Source organism: Xanthomonas rydalmerensis (genome assembly GCF_033170385.1).
GTDB lineage: Bacteria > Pseudomonadota > Gammaproteobacteria > Xanthomonadales > Xanthomonadaceae > Xanthomonas_A > Xanthomonas_A rydalmerensis.
The window spans coordinates 4,724,027-4,739,819 of record NZ_CP126170.1 but is presented as its reverse complement, the minus strand read 5'-3'; the positions used below and the strand labels follow the sequence as shown (position 1 = coordinate 4,739,819).

Here is a 15,793-nt window from a genome sequence, read left to right as displayed (position 1 = left end):
GACACGCGGGTGTCAGCCTGTCAGTCTACTGGCATGCTTACAAAGCCCCAGGCCATCGCACTTTTCGGTTCAGCAAAGGCGCTGCAGGAAGCGCTTGGGCTGAAGAGCCACGCTGCCATTTCGATGTGGCCAAAAGATCGAGGCATCCCGAAGGTCCATGAGTTGAAGATCAGATTTTTATTGAAGCCTGAGAGCTTCGATGAGAGTGGCGCCCTGATGCCAACGGCGCTAAGCAAGGATCTGCCGAATACCTGATGGCGACATCGGCCGGTGCGGTCGTCGGGTAACGACGGGGCCACATCGTAGAAGCCTGCAACCGTGGGATAGGGACTGAAACAGCAGGGTGCGCCGTAGTAGGCATAGCGCACGTCCCGGACAAGATGCTTACCGGCAAGACTGACCCACTCAAGGGTTACCGGCCGAGAACGTCCAGCCCCCGCGCTTGGATGCTCTCGGCTGTCTCCAGACAGGCCACTGGCATCTGTCAGGAAGTAGTCCAGCAGCATGGGAAGAAGTATCTCTAGGGTAGTTAGATAACTGAGATACGCGAGGCGTGACGCGAATTCGCCCGAAGGATCGGGCGCGATGGGGCAAGGACGGCGACCACCCTGCAGGCGGAAATGGGGCTTGCAGGTGTCTGGCGCTAAGCGGGTCGCTACGGCGGCCCATTCGTCAGAAACGACGAAGCCCCGGCCGTCTCGCGAACAGAACCGGGGCTTCAAGTTACGAGGCCCATCATGCCACATCCGCAATACGAACTGCACCCCCTTTGCACCCTGTTTCCGCGCCTGTCTGGCGCTGAGTTCGACTCCCTGCGCGACGACATCGCAGCCAACGGCCTGAGCCAGCCTATCGTGCTGCTGGACGGACAAATTCTGGACGGCGGCAACCGTTACCGCGCATGCCTGGAAGCCGGCGTAGAGCCGCACTTTTCCGAGTTCAAGGGCGGAAACATCGTTTCCTTCGTGCTGTCGGCGAACCTGCATCGCCGGCACATGTCGGCAGGTCAGCAGGCGGCGATCGTCGCCACGGCGCAGGACTGGGCGAAGGCTCAGAGCCACGGTGGCGACCGTAAGAGCGATCAACCGGCAACGTTGCCGCTTGATCGGGTCGCCGACCGCGCCGCGCAATCCGGCGCCAGCGAGCGCACCCAGCGCATGGCCGACAAGGTCGCCAAGGCAGACCCGGCCCTGGCAAAGCAGGTGGCGCATGGCGAGGTCTCGCTACCCAAGGCGGTGGCGAAGGTTGAGGGCAAGGAGCCGCAGCCGCCCGCCCCGGCGAAGCGCGTGCAGGGCAGCGCGCAGGCCCCACAGGAACCGGAATCTCGCATCGCTGCGCTTGAGGCAGAGCTTGCAGCCGTGCGCGACAACGCGGCCGAACTGGCGGAAATGCTGGAAAGCTACGACACCGTAAGCGAGGGCGAGGCATCGATAGCCAAGGAAATGGCCCGGCTGAAGGCGCAGATTCGCACCGTCGAGGCGACGCGCAATCAGTGGATGACCACCTGCGGCGAGTTGCGCAAGGAAGTGACATCCCTGCAGCGCAAGCTGGCCAAGCTGGAAGGTGCCAAGTGAGCGCCGTCGAACTTCGCGACTATCAGACCGAGAGCGTCGCGCAGCTACGCGCCGGGATTGCGGCGGGCAAGCGTAAGCAGGTGCTGGTGTCGCCGACCGGGTCGGGCAAGACCGAAATCGCCTGTTACATGCTGCAGGAGGCGGCCCGGAAGCTGTCCCGCGCCATGGTCATTGTGGATCGCGTCGTTTTGGTCGATCAGACGAGCCAGCGCCTTGACCAATACGGCATCCCGCACGGCGTGGTGCAGGCCGGACACTGGCGCTTCCGCGGCTGGGAGCGCCTGCAGGTCTGCAGCGCGCAGACCCTGGAGCGCCGCGGCATCCCTGACGACGTGCAGGTGGTGTTCGTGGACGAAGCGCATTGCATGCGCAAGAAGGTCACCGAGTTCTTGGAAAAGACCGATGCCATCGTGGTCGGCCTGACGGCCACGCCTTTCACGAAGGGCATGGCGAAGGTCTACAGCGGTATGGTCAACGTCACGACGACCAATGAACTGATCGCGCGCGAGTACCTGGCGCCGCTCAAGGTCTACGCCGCGACGGCGATCAACACCAAGGGCATGAAGGTTGTGGCCGGCGAGTGGTCGGAGAAGGAAATCGAGAAGCGCGGCATGTCCATCATTGGCGACATCGTCGCCGAGTGGCAGCAGAAGACAGAGCTACATTTCGGCGGCCCAGTCAAGACGATTGTGTTCTCTGCGACCGTGAAGCACGGCGAGGAATTGTGCCGCCAGTTCGCCGCGGCTGGCTTCAACTTCCAGCAGATCAGCTACAAGGACGGTGACGCCGATACGCGGCGCAGGCTGGTGGAAGAGTTCAAGCGCCCTGATTCCACGATCCACGGACTGGTGTCCTGCGAGGTGCTTACCAAGGGATTCGACGTGCCGGACGTGCTGTGCGGGATCTCCGCGCGCCCTTACCGTAAGAGCCTGTCGAGCCACATGCAGCAACTAGGCCGGCTGATGCGGACCGCTCCGGGCAAGGAGTTCGGCCTATGGCTGGATCACAGCGGCAATTACCTGCGGTTCTACAAGGACACAGAGCAGGTTTTCAGCGAGGGTGTGCACACGCTGGATGACGGTAAGCGCGAGTCGCAGGCGCGTAAGGAGCCGAGCCAGAAGGAGCGCGAGCAGGTGCGCTGTAAGTGCGGCCTGATCCTGCAACCTGGGCAGAAGGCATGCCCGGCATGTGGAGCGGAGCGCCGAACCCGCACATTGATCGACATGGCGCCGGGGCAGATGGTCGAGGTGGAGGGGACGAACCTCAACAAATCGACCACCTGGGAGGAAAAGCGCACGTTCATCGGCGGGCTTCGTGCCTACGCCGCCGCACATGGCTATGCCGCCGGCTGGGTCGCACACAAGTACAAGGACCGTTTCGGGGTGTGGCCGAACGACCCGCGGGTGAAGGATGTCCCGCCGATGGAATATTCGCCGGAACTCAAGCGCTGGCTGAAGTCTAGGGCCATCCGCTATGCCAAGTCTCGCGAACGCAGTGGCGCGCCGGAGTTCGTCCCATGAGCGACCGGGAACGAGCGAAAGACCTGGCGGCCGGGAAATGGCCGTCTATCCTGCCGATGTTGGGCGTGCCGGCCAACTACTTGGACAAGAAGCATCACCGCTGCCCTGCCAACGGAGAGGGGGAGGACCGTTTTCGCTTTGCCGATCGCAACGGGTCGGGCAGCTTCTTCTGTAACTGCAGCCGCGGGGACAAGGGCGGTATTGCCTTGGTCATGTGCTGCAAGGGAATCGGGTATGCCGAAGCCTGCCGCGAGATCGAGAAGGTGGCGGGCGCAGCGGTCGCAACGCCCCCGTCCGTCCCGGTCGATGGGCGCCAGCGAGTTGCCAAGTACGCAGCAAAGGCTAGGCCGATCGAGGCAGGCGATGCCGTTGCCCAGTATCTGGCGGGGCGCGGCCTCAAGCTGCCACCACAAGGCATCGCAAAGGCAACGCTGGACTACTTCGAGAGGGGCGAGCGGGGGCCGAAAGGTACATACACGGCCATGGTGGCGTCCATGCGCGGCAAGGACGGCAAGACGCAGACATTGCACGTCACCTACCTTGAGGGAGGCAAGAAAGCCCCCGTTTCCGCCCCTCGAAAACTGGTGTCGAGCGGCTATGAGCCAGGCAGTGCAATTCGTCTGTTCCCCGTCGCCGAGCATCTTGGTGTGGCTGAGGGAATCGAAACAGCCCTAGCCGCCGCCGAGTTGTTCGACCTGCCGACCTGGGCGCTGGTCAACGAGGGGAATATGCGCAAGTTCCGCCCGCCGCCGGGGGTCACGCGCGTGTCCGTGTTCGGGGACAAGGACGACAATTATGCCGGACAAGCCGCCGCCTACAGCTTGGCCAACGACCTAGAGCGGGACGGCATTGCGTGCGATGTCTACCTACCGACCCAGCCGGGCAAATGCGACTGGAACGACGTACTGCTGATGCAGCAGGGGAAGGCATGAACGATTTACCTGCCGAACTGATCCAGCGAGAGCAGGCCGCCGCCCTGTACGCCTTCGCCCAGCAGTTGGAAGGCGAAGCCGCCGCCTACCGCCGTGTGCTGCGCGGACTTGACCACACCCGATCAACCACGGTCGAAACGATGCTGCAGACGGCATCCATGGCCAGGCAAGCCGCCTATGCGGTCGAGCGTAGGGGATTGGCCGCGGCAATGCGGGGGCTTCCGACGCTCCCGCAGGGGCCGCACTTGGAGCGTGCCATTGAATCAGCCCGGATGGAGTGGTTCCGGACACTGTACGGGCGCTATCCCGTGCCGGGCGAGTTCGATCACCGACAGGGCGAAGTGGTCCGCAACGCCATTGCAGCGGCTTGGCCGCACCTACGCGCCGCGGCGCAGGAGGGGGAGGGGTGATGGAAGAGGTATTACTGCGATCCCGCATTGCCTCGCGCGCGCGCGCGTTTTGCCCAGGGGATGGCCAAGCTTGAGCGCCCGTCGCCTTGCCACGCTGCCGCGCACGGACTGGTTCCGTGTGCTTGCCGATCTTCGATCCGTGGGCTGGACCGAGGTTGACGTGGCCACACGCCTAGAGGTTGCGCGCTCCACGCTGCGGGGCTGGAAGAGCGGGCATGAGCCGTCGCACTACGACGGGTCGCGGCTGCTGCTGCTGTATCAGGACATCACCGGCAGGCAGCTAATCCCAGTCACCGACCCTTTTGGCGCCAGCGAGTCCATAAACCCTCCATAGCGCTCCAAAAAGTCCTAATGGCGGGATTCCGCCCGACTGGCGCACCGACACTCCTGGCACCGCAGACAGGAGTACGCCATGAGCGACCCCCAAATTCGTACCCCGGGTGATTCCGGCCCGACCGACCCGACCGCCCTGGAATCGATGCTGAAGGCGACCATTCCGGACATCGCCGCCGGCCTGGATGACCTGTCCGATGATGACCTGGCCACTCTGCAGGCTCTGGAAATGGCCGGCGCCGGCCGCAAGGGCGTCACCGATGCCATCGCCATGGAGCAGAAACGCCGCGCCCGCGAAGCTGACGAAGCCCAGGCAAGCACCGACGATGCCGAGCAGAGCGCCTATGGCCCGGACGCCGCCACGTCGTATCGCCACCTGACAGCCCGCCAGATCGACGCCAGCAAGCTGACGCAGCCGGTCCTGTCCCGCGATGGCTGGGTGATGCCGAATCCGGCGGCCAAGGCCGAGGGCTGAGTCATGTGCGGCAAGACGCCCAAGACTCCCAAAGTGGTCGAGCGCGATCCTGTCGCAGAGCAGGCCGCGGCAGCGACCAAGGCGGCCAACGACTCCAACACCGAGGCCGCCGCGCTGAAGAAGCGCCGCAATCGTTCCAGCCTCATCACTGGGGCCGGCGAGACCGCAAGCGGATCGTTCATGCCGACCGCCCAGGCCCAGGCGAAGCCTACCCTGCTGGGTGGCGGGGGCTGACCGATGGCAAGCGCGCAGCAGATCCTGAAGCGGCACGAGAGTTTCAAGACCCAGCGTTCCACGCAGGTGGAAAGCGTGTGGCGGGAGTGCTTCGACTTCACGCTCCCCCTTCGTGGGTCTGGCCTCAATCAGGCCATCTTGACCGCCCAAGCTGGCACGGCTGCGCAGGCCCGATCCCTGGACAACACCGCGGCCGACTCGGCCGGCATCCTGGCGGCGAACATCATGGATGGCGTCACGCCGTCTAACTCGCTGTGGTTCGCCCTGGACGCAGGCAACGAGACCGACGAAGAGCGGCGATGGTTCGATGCTGCCGCGACGCTGCTGTGGGAGAACATCCACATGGCGAACTTCGATGCCGAGGGATACGAGTGTTGCCTGGACATGGTGTGTGCCGGCATGTTCGCCCTGTTCGTGGATGAGGACCGGGAGCAGGGTGGCTTCAGCTTCACCCAGTGGCCGCTCGCCTCGCTCTATTGCGGATCGACCAAGCCCGATGGGCGGATCAACGTCGTGCACCGGGAATACGAGTTGACCGCCGACCAGGCTATTTCTGAGTTCGGCGAAAAGGAAGTATCGGAGCGCATCCGGAAGGCCAAGCAGGACAACTGCGACGACAAGTTCAAATTCGTGCATGCGATCTACCCGCGCGAAACCAGCGTGGTGAATGCGCGCCTGGCCAAGAATCTGCCCATCGCGTCCGTTCACATCGAGATGGACACGCAGCTAGAGGTGCGCGTGTCTGGCTACCACGAAATGCCGGTGGTGGTGCCGCGCTGGCTCAAGGTCCCCTGCAGTGTGTACGCGGTCGGGCCGGTCTACCCGGCGCTGCCGACCATTCGCCAGCTAAACAAGCTGAAACAGCTTGAGTTGGACTCGGCGGATATTGCCGTCTCCGGCATGTGGCTGGCCACAGACGACGGCGTGCTCAACCCCCGGACAATCCGGCTTGGCCCCAAGAAGATCATTGTTGCCGCGGACACGGACAACATGAAGGCGCTACAGACCGGGGCTAACTTTGCTCTCGCAGAGCAGATGACGGCGCAGTTGCAGGCGGCCATCCGCAAAGCGCTCATGGCTGACCAGTTGCCGCCCGCCGATGGGCCGGCAAAGACCGCCTATGAGTACAGCGTGCGTGTTGAGGCCATCCGCAAGCTGCTAGGCCCCATGTATGGGCGCCTGCAAGCCGAATACCTCAAGCCGCTGGTTGAGCGCTGCTTTGGTGTTGCCATGCGCGCGGGGATCTTTGCCCCGATGCCGGAGACCCTGGCAAACCGCAACTACTCAGTGAAGTTCGTCAACCCGATGGCGCGCGCGCAGAAGCTGGACGAAGTGGCATCAATTGAGGCCACCTACCAAAGCGCCGCGGCATTCGCACAGTTCGATCCCTCTGTGCTGGACTACCTCAACCCCGAGGCGGCTCTGCGTCGCATCCGAGAGGCGCGGGGCGCGCCGGGCGACATCCTGCGTTCCGAGGATGAGGTGAAGGAGTACCAGGCGCAGAAGGCGCAGGCGCAGCAGCAAGCCCAGCAGCAACAGGGCATGCAGGTCGCGCAGCAGGAAGGGCAGATAGCCGCCGCCAAGACTGCGGCAGTTGCCGCGTAACAACCGAGGAACACGAAATGCAGAACTTGAAAGGCACGTTTGCCGCTGGTCAGAGCGTACTTACCAACGTGCATGGCGATGTCCTCATGGTGCCAACCGGCGTAACCACGCTGCGGCTGACCGCCACGGGGTTGGACGCCACTACCAACCTGCGCACCGAGAAGTTGACCCCCGGCGCTGGAAGCTGGACGAACGTCCAGACCTACACGTCCGCGCAGAACAATCTCGCGATCACCGCGGCGGACGGCGAGCAGTGGCGCGTGCGGGCTTTCGCTGTGCAGCCGCTGAAGCAGGTTGAATACAGCTTGAGCGCGGAGAGCTAACGTGGAGCTTGGGCGCCAGCCGTCGATAGTCGCTCAGGTGGTGCGCGGCCTTCAGCCGCAGATGGATGGCATCCCGCCGGCCCCGATGGGTCCAAACATCGTGACCAACGGAGACGGCAGCGACGGCACGAATGGGTGGACTGCCATTGGCGGCGCCCTCTCCAATAGCGGCGGCCGCTTGGTGGTATCTGCTGCCGGCCTAGTGGTCGCTGGCATGAGTCAGTCGCTAGTGACCACGCCAGGCACGACCTACCGCGTTGCCGCTACCGTCGCGAAGCCCGATGGGATCTTGCCGCTGGTGCAGATGAGCGCAGGCGGCGTCAGCGTTCAATCGGCGCTGCTTGGCGGGGACCAACTGCTTACGCTGGACTTCACCGCCTCTGCTGCTTCCACCACCCTGGCGATTCAGACAACCGGCAACGTCCTGGCCGGCGTGACTGTGCAGGTCGCCAACGTATCCGCCCGCGCTGTCCTCTAAGGAGCAACCCATGGCACAGACTGTCATCCTCGCCGCCGGACAGAGCGCGGCATCGTCGTCCACCATCACCGTGGCGTCCGGCGGCGTCGCGTCGCTGTCGATCCACGCCCCCGCCGGCCAGCCGATCCCGAAGAACATTAGCCTGCCTGTCATCATGGTGATTGACGGCACGGACACCGCAGTCGCATCGCTGAACTACATCAACCCGGTCGTTCCAGTCGGCGTGCCCGGCGTCTTCCGCGTGGATCGCCCGAACATCACTGCTTACGGCACCAACATTACCGTCGTGGCGGATCAGTAATGGCTAAAGCAGATGACCAAATGTATCGGCGCGTTTTCGGCCAGGGCGATGGCGAAATCATCCTTGAGGACTTGGTTAGGCGCTACGCCGCTAGGGCCAAGACCGATGGCGGGATCGACGCCATTTTGAAGACCTACCACGGCGCGGGCGCGCGCGAAGTTGTGGAACTCATCCTTTCCAAGGTCAATGCAGGCCGTCAGGAGATCGCAGACAGTGCAGAACCAAACGAGTGAAGACACCGCCCAGGCCCCGGGTGCAGCGGACGCCGCTACTGCCGCCGCAACGCAAGCTGCCGCAACCGTGGAGACCGCGAATGCCGCCCCGGCAGGACAAACCGAATCGCTGATCGCCCAGCCAGTCGATGGCGCTCCACTGGCTGCGGTGCCGCTGGCAGATCAGATCCCCGAAAAGTACCGGGTGATGAAGGACGGCGTGTTGGACTTGGAGGCATCCACCACCAAGCTGGCAGCCGCGCACAAGTCGCTTGAGAGCAAGCTTGGCAGCGCTGCCACCTCTACCGCGCCCGCGAAGCCGGAAGACTACGCGATCAAGGCGGGCGAGGGCCTGGGGATGTCTGAGGAAGAGATGGGCGCCTTCGTCAAAGACCCGATGACCCAGGGCTTTCTCGCGAAGCTGCACGCGGCCGGAGCCAGCAACGACGTTGCCAATCTCGTCCTCAATGGCTACTTGGAGTTCGCCCCCAAGCTGATCGAGGCCAACGCAGCACTGAGCGTCGATGAGGCGCGCGCCGAAGTGGCGAAGCTGTGGGCCGATGAGGCAACGCAGCAGACCAACTTTGCCGCAGCCCAGCGCGCTATCAACGGCTACGGCACCAAGAACGAAGCGCTGCCCGGCAGCGTCCAGCGCCTACATGCCAAGTACGGCACTGATCCGGACTTCATCGCCTTTGCGGCAGCGATCGGCGGTGAAATGCAGGAGGACAAGCAGGTTGCGCCGCAGGGGCTGCCCAGTGCCGAGGACGTGGAATCGCTGCAGAAGTCGGAAGCGTATTGGAAGCCGGAGCATCCGGACCATATGCGCGTGAAAGCCAAGGTGGCCGACTTCTACGCGCGACAGTACGGAACCGCGCGAACCTAATTCACCCGCCGCGCCTCTCTCGCCCCGCCTTGCCGCGGGGCTTTTTTTTGCCCGCATGAATGGCGGGATTCCGTCCTGCTAATCGCCGCAACCTTGCCCGCGTACCAAGCGGCCCGGTTGGCATCCGGATACCCGCGCAAGCCCGCAGCGTAGATCGGTAGCCGGATCGGCGCACGTATTCCCAGGCCCACTAAATGCGGTGGACACCCTGACAGGCGAACTCAATCACCTATCAGGAGTTCACCATGAGCAATACCGTCACCGAATCGATGGTTCAGCAGTTCGGCAACAACTACCGAATCCTGGGCCAGCAGAAGAAGTCCCGCCTGGCTACCTTCTGCCAGATGGAGGGCGACATCGTCGGCACCTCCAAGTCCGTCGAGCGCCTGGGCAAGACTGACGCCTACGACATCACCAGCCGCCACGCAGACACCAAGTATGTGGACACCCCGCATTCCCGCCGCTGGCTGGACCTGCAGGACAAGGGTTGGGCCGACTTGGTCGATGAGTTGGACAAGATCAAGCTTCTGGCTGATCCGACTTCGCCTTACGTTGGTCTCGGCGTTGCCGCGCTGAACCGTGAAAAGGACAAGGTCATCATCAATGCGGCTCGCGGCGTCGCGCGTGTCGGCAATACCGGCGGCACCATCGCGCTGCCGACCAGTCAGAAGATCGTGGAAGGCGGCACCGGCCTGACCCTGGCAAAGCTGCTGACCGCCAAGGAAATTCTGGACGCTGCCGAGGTGGACGCCGAACTGGACATGGACGGGCAGAACCCGAACATGGCCGCGCAGCGCGTGATCGTGGTTTCGACCCGCCAGCTCACGAACCTGCTGGGAACCACTGAAATCAAGTCGGTGGACTACAACAACGTCAAGGCACTGGCACAGGGCCAGGTGGACACCTTCCTGGGCTTCAAGTTCGTTCGTACCGAGCTTGTGCCGAAGGTCGGGACCACTCGCTTCTGCGTTGCATGGTCGCGCGGCTGCGTCGCCTATGGCTGGGGCAAGGACATCGTTACCAGCATCGACCCGCTGCCGTCCAAGAACTACAGCGTGCAGGTCTATTCCCGTGAGTCCATCGGCGCCGTGCGCGTTGAGGATGAGGGCGTGGTCGAGATCGGCTGCTTCGAGTAACCGGGCGCGGGCTTCGGCCCGCTTCCGCATACCCCATTCGCACTAGGAGTCATCGGCATGGCCAATTACAACGCAACCCTGCAGGCGCTCACGGCAAACACTCCGCCGCAGCGCGCGCAGACCAACGTCCTGCATGGACGCATCCGCTATTTCGAGTCCACTTTCACCGTGCCGGCTGCCGGCCTGGCTGTCGCGGACACCATCACCTGGGGTTCCATCCCGGTCGGTGCTCGCATCATCGGTCACCTGGGGCAACTGAACTTCGCAGCCGGAACCGCCAGTTCCACGATCAACCTGGGTGATGCCGCGTCAGCCGCTCGCCACCTGGCTGCAACGTCGGTGGCGGCTGCCGGCACCGCAGTTCCGCAGGCCGCGACCGCCAACGGTGTCGCCGGCTTCGTGGTCTCGGACCAGTCGGTGAACTCCACCAACAACAGCACGCTGATCTCCACCGTGGCGGGCGCGGCTCTGGCGGCTGGCCAGGTCATCACCCTTCGCCTGCCCTACGTCATGGACTGACCGGGGTGCTGTTCGCTGGGTGACACGACGGGCCGCCACCTTCACGGGTTGGCGGCCCTTTTCCGTAGGTAAGGGACATGGCAACCGAAATCAGCATCTGTTCCAACGCCAGCCTTCGTCTGGGTGGTCCGACGATCAGCAGCTTTGACGAGGCAGACGTAGACGGCTCCAACTTGGATGCGACCCGGTTGGCCCGCAACCTGTGGCCGACCGTCCGGCAAACCGTGCTGCGCAAACACAGTTGGAACTGCGCCACCTCGCGCGTGCTGCTGTCCCCGGATGCGACCGCGCCCGCTTTCGGGTTCGCCTATCGTTACCTGCTGCCGGCCGACTGGCTCAAGACCCTGCAACTTGGCACTGAGGAAGAGTGCACCTTCCGGTGGCGGACTGAAGGCCGATACGTCGTGTGCGACGAGAGCGCACTACCGCTGGTCTATATCTACGACAACACCAACGTTCCTACCTGGGACGCGGCGCTGGTCGAGGCTGCAGAGGTCGCTATGGCGGAGGCCATGTGCTATCCGCTCACGAAGTCGGCATCTATGAAGCAAGACCTAGAAGCTGAGTTCCTTCGACTCATCCAGCAGGCCAGGACCGCCGACGCGCAGGACGATCCTAGCGAAACGTTGGGTGGCTCGGTGCTGCTTGCGTCGCGCTTCGGCTACTGGGGCGGGACGCGCTGATGGCCAAAATCGACATCATGCAGACCAACTTTACCGCGGGGGAAATCTCGCCGCGGCTGAAGGGTCGGCAGGACATCGCGCGCTATCAGAACGGCGCCGACATCATCGAAAACGGCATCCCCGTTGTGCACGGTGGCGTGGACCGCCGCGCCGGCTCGCGCTATTGCGCGCCTGCAAAGTTGAACGAGGACAAAGGCACAATCCTGATCGGCTATATCTTCAACGTCGATCAGTCTTTCATGTTGGAGTTTGGCCACCAATACGTGCGGTTCTACACCAACACTGGCGCGGTGATCCTCAATGCGGGCCTGACGCCGCTTGAGCTGGTTAGCCCGTACAGCCGCGACCAACTGGCTGAAATCACGTACACGCAGAAGGCCGACACGATGCTTCTGTTTCACCCCAATGTGCCGACCCAGCGCCTGCGGCGTCTCAATGCGACGCAGTGGTCAATCGGTCCCGTGCCGTGGGTGTCTGAGCCATTCGCGGAGAATGGCCATCTGCCTGACTCTACGCTCACCATTTCCGATGTTTCTCCGGGCGCTGGCAGGTCGTTTGCGGCCGGCGCGGGCACTCCGCCAGGTGCCCCGACGATCGGCAGCGCAACCCCACTCAACGCAGCCGCGAACGTCTCCTTTTCCCCGCCTGGGTCGTCGGGCGGCGCCCCGGTTTCCAGCTACACGGCCACGTCAAATCCCGGAGGCATCACCGGGACCGGCAGTGCCTCACCCGTGCGTGTCGGCGGCCTGACCAATGGTGTCTCTTACACCTTCACGGTTACTGCGTCGAATGCGTTTGGCACCAGCCCCGCGTCTGCCCCTACGGGGGCTGTAACGCCTAATGCGTCGCTACCCGGGTCTCAGATCAGCGTTACCGCTGCGCCGCTGGACGACTTTAATTCATTCCCGAACGGAACTCGGACGGGCGTCCCGGGGCCGACTGCCACGGCAAGCGGCGGCATTGCGCCTTACAGCTACTTGTGGGCGCCAATCGCTGGCACCACGCGCATATCGCTTGACGTGGCAAACCAAGCGCAAATGATCTACCGATCGACTGGGACCAACACTGAGAACTTCCGGTCCTTCCGCTGCACCGCCACTGACGCATCGGGAGCCACCGGCACCGTTGACGTGAACATTTACACCTCGCACGGGACGCCGCCATGATTCCCTTCATGCCGGCGGATGTCGGTCGATTTATCGAATGCGGAGGCGGCCGCGGAGAGATCACTGGCTACACCAACGCCAACAACGTTACCGTTCGCATCGATCAGGCGTTCCCATCCGTGACCAATGATGCCTTTACATGGACGATTCTTGGATCGCCCATGGCAACGTGCACCCCGAGTACGCAGGGAACCGTTGGCGTCACGATCACGCTTACCCTGTCCGTTGCCGGGTGGCGTGATGAGGACATCGGCAAGTATGTCGAAATCAATGGTGGCCTGTGTCGCATCACTGGCAAGTCGAGTGCAACGGCCGCATCTGCCGTAATTGAGCGCGCCCTTAGTAGCGCTGTCGCGGCGCCGCCGCTCGCATGGACGTTGAAGGGTTCCATGTGGGGTGGCATTTACGGGTATCCGCGGTGCGGCACGTTCAACAGCCAGCGGCTCTGGCTGGGTGGCTCGCCCGGCTTCCCGCAGACCCTGTGGGGTTCCGTTATCGGGGAATCTTTCGACTTCCTGTTAGGGCCTGATGACACGGACGCGGTTTCGTATGAGATCGCATCGGATCAGCCCAATGCCATCCTTCATCTGGCACAGACCCGCGGCCTCATCGCGCTGACCACTGGCGCCGAATACAGCGTGCGCGGCGGGCAGGAAAAGCCGATCACGCCTACCAACATCGACATTCGGGATCAGTCGGCCTACGGCTGCACACAGGTTCCCCCGCTTCGCATCGGTAGTGAGGTCTACATGGTGCAGCGGGCGGGCCGGAAGATCCGCGCCCTGTCACCGGACAAGTACGACACGGACGCCTACAGCGCGCCCGACATTTCGGTGCTTGCCGAACACATCACCGAGAGCGGTGTGGCCGGCATGGCCTACCTGGCAGAGCCGGACTCCACCGTCTGGATTTGCCGCAATGATGGCGTCCTTGCCACTCTGACGGCCGATCGAGACCAAGACGTTTTCGCCTTCGCGCGGCAGATCACGCAAGGAGAGGTGCAGTCGGTTGCCGCCATCCCTGTGAGCGACGGCTGGCGGCTCTTTGCTGTCGTGCGGCGAGTCATCAACGGGCAGTCGATCAGCTACGTGGAAATGTTCGACCCGGCCCTGTTGACCGACTGCGCCGTGACGGGGCAGAGCGAAGTTGGTGCCACGGTGTGGGGTGGCCTGAGCCATATAGAGGGGCGGCAGGTTGATGTTGTTGGCGATGGGATCGTGCTTGAAAAGCGCGTTGTCACAGGTGGACAGATCACCATCGAGCGACCGGCCAAGAAAATCGAAATCGGCCTGAACTACGTCACCCGCGTCAGGACGCTAAAGCCGGAAATCTCCGGCGGTGCAGGCAGTTCTCAAGCATCGTCCATGACCATTCACAAGATCATCGTTCGGCTGCGCGACACGATCGGTTGCACGATCGACAACCAGGCAGTCGCATTTGTCGGGCTAGGCGCTGAGGTGCTGGACAGCCGCCCGCAGGCATACACCGGCGATAAGCCGATCAGCGTAGTAGGCAAGTCCGATGGAATCACCTTGATCGAGCAGCGACGGCCCTATCCGTTTCACCTGCTGGCGGTGGTCACTAGCTACACGGTGAACCAAGGATGATCCGGTTCGCTCTCCACTCCGACATCCCGGCCATGTTGGTGCTTGGCGAAGCCATGCACGAAGAGAGCCGCTTCCGAAGCCGGCCATGGAACACCGAGAAGGTGCGCAAACTGCTTGCGTGGCTGATCGATGACCCGGACGGAATCGCGCTGGTGGCCGAGGACGACGGTCGAATCATCGGCGGATTCATGGGGATGGTGCAGGATCACTGGTGCACCGACTCGCGCGAATCCTGCGACCTAGCGTTGTACGTCACGCCCGAGCATCGCGGCGGCCTGACGGCTGCGCGCCTGCTGAACAAGTATCGCAATTGGGCGCACGAACGAGGCGCCGATTCGGTGCTGCTTGGCATCACCACTGGCGTGGATCTCGCGACCAGCACCCGGCTATTTGAGCGGCTGGGCTTCCAGCACGTCGGCCATTTGTTTGAGGAAAAGCACTGATGCGCGCCTCTGTCCGCCTGGCAACTCGCGCCGACATTCCTGTGATCGTCGCCATGGGTGAGCGGTTCTACCCGCGTTCCCAGCATGCCGTTCTCATCGACTACTGCCCCGATTCTGCAGCCCTCATGGCTGCCCACGTCATCGACAACGGGTTTCTCCTGATCGCTGAAGCCGGCGGCGAGGCGGTGGGGATGCTCGGCTTCATTGTGGCGCCGTTCGCCCTCAACCTGAAATTCAAGACAGCCACAGAGGTTATGTGGTGGGTGGACGACGATGCGCGAAGTACCGGCGCCGGTCTTCTGCTGATGCGCCGCGCCAAGTCAGAGGCTAGCGAACGCGGGGCCTGCATCCAAACCATGAGCACGCTATCGAGTACCCCCGGCCAGGTCGGTGACCTGCTGGTGCGTAGCGGCTTCCGGCACATCGAATCCACCTACATGGCGGAGGTCTAAGCCATGGCACTTGCAACTACTACCGTCGCGCTGATCGGCCTAGCTGTCACTGCCGCATCCACTGGCGCCGCCCTCTATGCCCAGGACACGGCAGCTAAGCAGCAATCTGCCAACGAGAAGTTCGCGGCAGATCAGGCGGCGGCCGATGCAAAGGCGGCACAAGGCGCTGCCCAGGTCGAGGCAGACCGAATCAGGCGTGCGGCGAAGAAGCAGAAGGCAGCGGCCATCGCGGCAGCGGCCGCATCTGGCGTAGACGTGAACTCTTCGTCTGCTTTGAAGATCAACGAGAACATAGACCAAGTCGCGGGAGAGGATGCCTACCTAACGCTAGTGGGTGGCACTGATGCGGCATCGAGGCTCAATCAGCAGGCTGACGCAAGCCGCATCGGTGCATCCTCTGCGCGCTCGGCTGGCCGCGTGTCCCAGGTAAGCACCCTCCTTTCGGGCGCCAGCAACGCAACGAGCTACTACGGCAAGAATTGGAAGCGAGCGGGAGACTCCTAA

The 15,793-nt window shown here is 63.3% G+C and carries 21 protein-coding genes; 20 read left to right on the top strand and 1 reads right to left on the bottom strand.

Annotation, left to right across the window (positions count from 1 at the left end):
• Window positions 1-20 precede the first annotated feature (20 nt).
• Window positions 21-506 (bottom strand): hypothetical protein, encoded by a 486-nt coding sequence (locus tag QN245_RS20270; protein ID WP_317844066.1) that lies wholly within the window; start codon window positions 504-506, stop codon window positions 21-23.
• Between the two features lie 231 nt (window positions 507-737).
• On the opposite strand from QN245_RS20270, the gene QN245_RS20265 reads away from it, so the two are divergent.
• The 20 genes from QN245_RS20265 to QN245_RS20170 all read left to right on the top strand — a co-directional run bounded on the left by QN245_RS20265 (window position 738) and on the right by QN245_RS20170 (window position 15,793).
• Complete coding sequence (locus QN245_RS20265; protein WP_317844065.1) at window positions 738-1,574, top strand: hypothetical protein; 837 nt, start codon at window positions 738-740, stop codon at window positions 1,572-1,574.
• The gene (locus tag QN245_RS20260) at window positions 1,571-3,094 is read left to right on the top strand and encodes a DEAD/DEAH box helicase (protein ID WP_317844064.1); all 1,524 of its coding nucleotides are present in this window, start codon (window positions 1,571-1,573) and stop codon (window positions 3,092-3,094) included. Before QN245_RS20265 ends, QN245_RS20260 begins: the two co-directional genes overlap by 4 nt.
• On the top strand, window positions 3,091-4,026 hold the full coding sequence (locus tag QN245_RS20255; protein ID WP_317844063.1) for a toprim domain-containing protein: 936 nt from the start codon (window positions 3,091-3,093) through the stop codon (window positions 4,024-4,026). The genes QN245_RS20260 and QN245_RS20255 overlap by 4 nt, the downstream gene beginning before the upstream one ends.
• A complete protein-coding gene (locus QN245_RS20250; RefSeq protein ID WP_317844062.1) occupies window positions 4,023-4,436 on the top strand; it encodes a hypothetical protein in 414 nt (137 codons plus the stop codon). Before QN245_RS20255 ends, QN245_RS20250 begins: the two co-directional genes overlap by 4 nt.
• Before the next feature lie 412 nt (window positions 4,437-4,848).
• A complete protein-coding gene (locus tag QN245_RS20245) occupies window positions 4,849-5,244 on the top strand; it encodes a hypothetical protein (RefSeq protein WP_317844061.1) in 396 nt (131 codons plus the stop codon).
• A 3-nt stretch (window positions 5,245-5,247) separates the two neighbouring features.
• Window positions 5,248-5,478, top strand: coding sequence for a hypothetical protein (locus tag QN245_RS20240; RefSeq protein ID WP_317844060.1), 231 nt, complete (start codon window positions 5,248-5,250; stop codon window positions 5,476-5,478).
• A gap of 3 nt (window positions 5,479-5,481) precedes the next feature.
• A complete protein-coding gene (locus tag QN245_RS20235; RefSeq protein WP_317844059.1) occupies window positions 5,482-7,083 on the top strand; it encodes a portal protein in 1,602 nt (533 codons plus the stop codon).
• 17 nt (window positions 7,084-7,100) lie between these two features.
• Window positions 7,101-7,406, top strand: coding sequence for a hypothetical protein (locus QN245_RS20230; RefSeq protein ID WP_317844058.1), 306 nt, complete (start codon window positions 7,101-7,103; stop codon window positions 7,404-7,406).
• Between the two features lies 1 nt (window position 7,407).
• Window positions 7,408-7,884, top strand: coding sequence for a carbohydrate binding domain-containing protein (locus tag QN245_RS20225; RefSeq protein WP_317844057.1), 477 nt, complete (start codon window positions 7,408-7,410; stop codon window positions 7,882-7,884).
• A gap of 10 nt (window positions 7,885-7,894) precedes the next feature.
• The gene (locus QN245_RS20220; protein ID WP_317844056.1) at window positions 7,895-8,185 is read left to right on the top strand and encodes a hypothetical protein; all 291 of its coding nucleotides are present in this window, start codon (window positions 7,895-7,897) and stop codon (window positions 8,183-8,185) included.
• Window positions 8,185-8,418: a Bbp19 family protein gene (locus QN245_RS20215; protein WP_317844055.1), complete on the top strand. Its 234-nt coding sequence runs from the start codon at window positions 8,185-8,187 to the stop codon at window positions 8,416-8,418. Before QN245_RS20220 ends, QN245_RS20215 begins: the two co-directional genes overlap by 1 nt.
• The gene (locus QN245_RS20210; protein ID WP_317844054.1) at window positions 8,399-9,283 is read left to right on the top strand and encodes a hypothetical protein; all 885 of its coding nucleotides are present in this window, start codon (window positions 8,399-8,401) and stop codon (window positions 9,281-9,283) included. The genes QN245_RS20215 and QN245_RS20210 overlap by 20 nt, the downstream gene beginning before the upstream one ends.
• Window positions 9,284-9,528: 245 nt before the next feature.
• Window positions 9,529-10,419 carry a phage capsid protein gene (locus QN245_RS20205; protein ID WP_317844053.1) on the top strand — a complete coding sequence of 297 codons (891 nt, stop codon included), beginning with the start codon at window positions 9,529-9,531 and terminating at the stop codon, window positions 10,417-10,419.
• Between the two features lie 57 nt (window positions 10,420-10,476).
• Complete coding sequence (locus tag QN245_RS20200) at window positions 10,477-10,938, top strand: hypothetical protein (RefSeq protein WP_317844052.1); 462 nt, start codon at window positions 10,477-10,479, stop codon at window positions 10,936-10,938.
• Between the two features lie 77 nt (window positions 10,939-11,015).
• Window positions 11,016-11,621, top strand: coding sequence for a phage connector family protein (locus QN245_RS20195; RefSeq protein ID WP_317844051.1), 606 nt, complete (start codon window positions 11,016-11,018; stop codon window positions 11,619-11,621).
• Window positions 11,621-12,787 (top strand): fibronectin type III domain-containing protein, encoded by a 1,167-nt coding sequence (locus QN245_RS20190; RefSeq protein ID WP_317844050.1) that lies wholly within the window; start codon window positions 11,621-11,623, stop codon window positions 12,785-12,787. Before QN245_RS20195 ends, QN245_RS20190 begins: the two co-directional genes overlap by 1 nt.
• Window positions 12,784-14,394, top strand: coding sequence for a phage tail protein (locus tag QN245_RS20185; protein ID WP_317844049.1), 1,611 nt, complete (start codon window positions 12,784-12,786; stop codon window positions 14,392-14,394). The genes QN245_RS20190 and QN245_RS20185 overlap by 4 nt, the downstream gene beginning before the upstream one ends.
• Window positions 14,391-14,837: a GNAT family N-acetyltransferase gene (locus tag QN245_RS20180; RefSeq protein ID WP_317844048.1), complete on the top strand. Its 447-nt coding sequence runs from the start codon at window positions 14,391-14,393 to the stop codon at window positions 14,835-14,837. The genes QN245_RS20185 and QN245_RS20180 overlap by 4 nt, the downstream gene beginning before the upstream one ends.
• A complete protein-coding gene (locus tag QN245_RS20175; protein ID WP_317844047.1) occupies window positions 14,837-15,289 on the top strand; it encodes a GNAT family N-acetyltransferase in 453 nt (150 codons plus the stop codon). Before QN245_RS20180 ends, QN245_RS20175 begins: the two co-directional genes overlap by 1 nt.
• 3 nt (window positions 15,290-15,292) lie before the next feature.
• The gene (locus QN245_RS20170) at window positions 15,293-15,793 is read left to right on the top strand and encodes a hypothetical protein (RefSeq protein WP_317844046.1); all 501 of its coding nucleotides are present in this window, start codon (window positions 15,293-15,295) and stop codon (window positions 15,791-15,793) included.